This is a genomic window from Aeromonas sp. ZOR0002 (assembly GCF_963866995.1).
Taxonomy (GTDB): domain Bacteria; phylum Pseudomonadota; class Gammaproteobacteria; order Enterobacterales; family Aeromonadaceae; genus Aeromonas; species Aeromonas caviae.
Genome location: NZ_CAWMFQ010000190.1, coordinates 1 through 4,318, shown reverse-complemented (window position 1 = coordinate 4,318; position 4,318 = coordinate 1). Strand labels below are relative to the sequence as shown.

Genomic DNA, 4,318 nt, shown 5'->3' with positions numbered 1-4,318 from the left:
GGGCCCCAAACAGCAGCTGGCCGAGCAGCAGCAGGGCCAGGGTGCCCGCCATGCCGAGGGGCGAGTTGAGGCAGAGGGCCGCCAGCACCACGGTGAGCGCCCCCGGCAGACCGCCGAGCCAGGCCCAGGGCGGGGCCGCCTCCGGCGTCGGGGGCCTTGGGGAGAGCCACCACAGGAGCCCGGCCACCAGGGTGCCGACCCCGTGGGCCAGCCAACTCGCGAGCCAGGGGTCGGTGGCGCGGGACAGGGCGCCGTTCTGGGCGATCATCAGCGCCAGCAGCAGGCCGGCAGCGAAGGCGGCCAGGGCGCCCAGGGTCTGGCCGAGTGTCTGGCCGAGGGCGGGGCGGCCGGGGCCGCGGTCAACAAGCGGGGGGATCATGGGGTTGCTCCTTGGTTGAACTGACGAGCAGGGTAAATTGTTTTTGATTTGGGGATAATCTACCCTCACGAAACAACATTGTTTCCATATCGAGAACAACATGAACCAGGAAGCCTTCGCCCTGCTCCCGGCCTTCGTCGCCGTGGTGGAGTCGGGCACTTTCTCCGGCGCCGCCCGTCAGCTCGGTCTCAGCAAGTCGGTGCTGAGCAAGAAGGTGAGCCAGCTCGAGCAGGCCCTCGGCTGCCAGCTCCTCTATCGCACCACCCGCTCCCTCACCCTCACCGAGGCGGGGGAGCGCTACTTCGAGACGGTGCGCCATGCAGTGCGCCTGGCCAGCGACGGGGAAGATGCCATCGGCGCCCTGCAATCGGCCCCCCGCGGCCTGCTGCGGGTGACGGTGCCCATGGTCTATGGCCGGCGCCACATCGCCCCCCTTGTCCCCGAGTTTCTCGCCCTTCACCCCGAGGTGCAGTTGCAGTTGGAGATGAGCGACGCCCGGCAGGATCTGGTGGCCGAGGGGTTCGACGTGGCGGTGCGCATCGGCGAGCTGGAGGATTCGAGCCTGGTCGCCCGCCGCCTCGCCCCCTGTCTCAGCACCCTGTGCGCCGCCCCCGCCTACCTGGCGCAGGCCGGCACGCCCCGCACCCCGGCGGATCTCGAGCGCCACAACTGCCTCTTCTACTCCCTGTTTCGCGGCGGCACCCAGTGGCGGCTGCACGGCCCCGAAGGAGAGGTGGCCATCACCCCCAGGGGCAATTTCGAGGTCAACAACAGCGATGCCATCCACACCGCGCTGCTGGCGGGGCTTGGCATCGGCAACATGCCGGACTTCATCGTGGCGCGGGATCTCGCCATCGGGCGGCTGGTGCCCGTCCTGCCAGACCATGCCCTGCCCGAGCACGGCATCTGGTGCGTCTATCCCAAGCGCCGCCACCTGCCCGCCAAGGTGGAGGCCTGGCTGGCCTTCCTGCAGGAACGTCTGGGGCTGCGCTGAGGGGGGCATCGGGATAACCGGAACGGTTCACGTTTTTTTCATCGGGAAGGGAGTAGAGTAAGCAGCAAACCAAGCATCTGTTTTTATTGGAAAAGCATTCAGGGGACGAGCCACGGCATCGCGCCCCGCACCCCAGAGGGAGCCCCATGATGAAGAAAACCGCGATTGCCCTGACCCTCACCAGCCTGCTGACGCTGCCGCTCGTTGTCTCATCCGATGCCTGGGCCGCCCCGGTGCGCTCCCTGCAAAAGGAGCAGAATTACGAGCAGTTCATCAGCAAGCGCCAGGTGGTGGATCAGCTGCTGGCAGACGCCGCCCGCATCTTCCACTCCCCCGCCCGGGTCTCCGATGCGGGCTTCACCGCCAAGATGCCGAGCAACATGGAGCAGGTGACCACCCTGCTGCTGGAGGCCCACCAGCTCGAGCCCTATCGCACCGATCTGCTCATCTCGGCGGCCAACGCCCAGATCTACAACGGCAACGTGGACAGGGCCATCGCCCTGTTCGAGCAGGCCCTCACCGCCGCCCCGGACGATCTGGACATCAACACCTATCTGGCCACCTGGCAGCGCTTCAAGGGCAACCAGGCCAAATCCGATGGCTACCTCAAGCGGGTCGGTGAGCTCAATGCCGGTCGCGCCGCCGACTTGCAGCGACTGTTCGCCACCGTGGACAGGGTGGTCGCCACCCCCCTCAAGGAGCGTCAGGGACGGGGTGAGAAGAAGGGGCGCCGCGCCATCGTCACCCTGGGCTATGCCCTCAACCCCGATGGCAGCATGCACGAGATCCTGCTGGGACGCCTCGAGACCACCCGCGCCCTGGCCCAGGCCGATCCGGCAGCCCTCGTCATCCTCACCGGCGGCGTGCCCCAGAACCGCCAGACCGAGGGCAAGCTGATGGCGGACTGGCTGGCGAAAAAGGGCATCGACCGCTCCCGCATCATCGAGGAGAACTACGCCACCAGCACGGTGGAGAACGCCCTCTACAGTGGCTATGCCCTCGCCCGCCACGAGATTGAGTTCGCCACCCTGGTGAGCTCGGCGAGCCATGTGCGCCGGGGCCAGACCCTGCTGGAAATCGCCTGCTGGCAGAGCGGCCCGGCGAACATCCGCATCGACAGCGTCGCCTACCCGGACAAGCCCCTCTCGGCCCTGGCCAAGGCGAGCCCGGAGGAGCTGCTTGGCATCTACCGGGACGCCCTGCGCACCTATGGCCTGTGGAGCTACCGCTCGGCCCCGCTGGTGGAGCGCTGATCCCCCGGCCCCGCTAACCTGGCGGGGCCTTTTCCTCTCTTCTCCCTGTCAGTCACTGCCCTCCCTGTTGGCCAGCCCCTGCACGCACCTGCCGGCCCCTGGTGGCCGGCCCTTGGCCCCTTGCGCCAGCCACCCGATAGACGGCGGGTGAGCAAGCTATCCACTTTCTGGCATATCTCAATCAGATCATTGATTTACCGTTCTTTTTCTAAGAACCAAACGGCATGAGAACACCCTTCTCGTTCCTTCGCCCCCGGGGATGTTCAGATAAAGATGTGGCTTCCAACACCCCCAACAAGGAAGTGCATCATGACAGCAAAAGGCATCTCTCTGTGGCTCGCAGCCTCCATGCTGCTCGGCCAGTCCGCCCAGGCTCTCGACGTCACCGTGGCCTACCAGACCTCCGCCGAACCCGCCAAGGTGGCCCAGGCCGACAACAGCTTCGCCAGGGAGAGCGGCGCCACCGTGGATTGGCGCAAGTTTGAAAGCGGCGCCAGCGTGGTACGGGCGCTCGCCTCCGGCGACGTGCAGATAGGCAACATCGGCTCCAGCCCCCTGGCGGTGGCGGCGAGCCAGAATCTGCCCATCGAGGTGTTCCTGCTCGCCTCCAAGCTCGGGGAGTCCGAGGCCCTGGTGGTGAAGCAGGGGCTCGCAAAACCCGAGGATCTCGCGGGCAAGCGCATCGCCGTGCCCTATACCTCCACCACCCACTACAGCCTGCTGGCGGCCCTCAAGCACTGGAACGTCGACCCCGCGACGCTGCAGATCGTCAACCTGCAACCACCGGCCATCATCGCCGCCTGGCAGCGGGGCGACATCGACGGCGCCTATGTCTGGGCCCCCGCCCTCAACCAGCTCACCAAGGAGGGCAAGGTGCTGACCGACTCCGCCCAGGTGGGTGACTGGGGGGCGCCGACCCTGGACGTCTGGGTGGTGCGCAAGGACTTTGCCAAGGCCCACCCCGAAGTGGTGCAGGCCTTCGTGAACAGCACCCTGGCCGCCCAGCGCGACTACCTGGCCAACCCCGACGGCTGGCTCACCAAGCCGGACAACCTCGCCAAGCTGGCCAAGCTGAGCGGCGTTCCCGAGGCGGACGTTCCTGCGCTGGTGAAGGGCAACACCTACCTCGATGCGAAGGCCCAGAGTGCCGAGCTCGGGCGCCTCGTCAACCAGACCATCATCGACACCGCCCGCTTCCTCGAGAGCCAGGGCAAGGTCGCGAACGCCGCCTCGGACTACCGCCAGTTCGTGACCGATCGCTTCGTGAAAGCCGTGGCCCAGTAAATCCAAGGAGACGACCATGTTGCAGCTCTCTCATGTGTCCGCCGAGTACGCCGGCAGGCGGGTGCTCGACAACATCAACCTCTCCCTGTCCGAGGGGGAGCTGATGGTGGTGCTGGGGCCCTCGGGCTCGGGCAAAACGACCCTCCTCAACCTGGTGGCGGGCTTCGAGCCTTGCCACCACGGCCAGATAAGCCTTGAGGGCAAGCCGGTCACCGGCCCCGGCGCCGAGCGCGGCGTGGTGTTCCAGAGCGAGGGGCTGCTGCCCTGGCGCAACGTGCGAGACAACGTGGCCCTCGGCCTGCAGCTGGCGGGTGTGCCCAGTGCCGAGCGCACCGAACAGGCCCAGGCACTGCTGCGTCAGGTGGGGCTGGAGGGGGCCGGCGATCGCGCCATCTGGCAGCTCTCCGG

5 protein-coding genes are annotated in these 4,318 nt (G+C 67.2%); 4 read left to right on the top strand and 1 reads right to left on the bottom strand.

Annotation, left to right across the window (positions count from 1 at the left end; all coding sequences use genetic code 11):
• Positions 1 to 379 (bottom strand): DMT family transporter (locus AACR77_RS11550; RefSeq protein ID WP_052224803.1); only part of this gene is annotated, 379 nt, incomplete at its 3' end.
• Positions 380 to 479: 100 nt separating this feature from the next.
• Between AACR77_RS11550 and AACR77_RS11545 the strand changes: the two genes are divergently transcribed.
• The 4 genes from AACR77_RS11545 to AACR77_RS11530 form a co-directional block, all read left to right on the top strand.
• Positions 480 to 1,373 (top strand): LysR family transcriptional regulator, encoded by an 894-nt coding sequence (locus AACR77_RS11545; protein ID WP_010673689.1) that lies wholly within the window; start codon positions 480 to 482, stop codon positions 1,371 to 1,373.
• Positions 1,374 to 1,522: 149 nt separating this feature from the next.
• Complete coding sequence (locus AACR77_RS11540; RefSeq protein ID WP_042881567.1) at positions 1,523 to 2,626, top strand: ElyC/SanA/YdcF family protein; 1,104 nt, start codon at positions 1,523 to 1,525, stop codon at positions 2,624 to 2,626.
• A 309-nt stretch (positions 2,627 to 2,935) separates the two neighbouring features.
• On the top strand, positions 2,936 to 3,910 hold the full coding sequence (gene tauA, locus AACR77_RS11535; RefSeq protein ID WP_042881566.1) for a taurine ABC transporter substrate-binding protein: 975 nt from the start codon (positions 2,936 to 2,938) through the stop codon (positions 3,908 to 3,910).
• Positions 3,911 to 3,926: 16 nt separating this feature from the next.
• Positions 3,927 to 4,318 (top strand): ATP-binding cassette domain-containing protein (locus AACR77_RS11530; protein WP_042881564.1); only part of this gene is annotated, 392 nt, incomplete at its 3' end.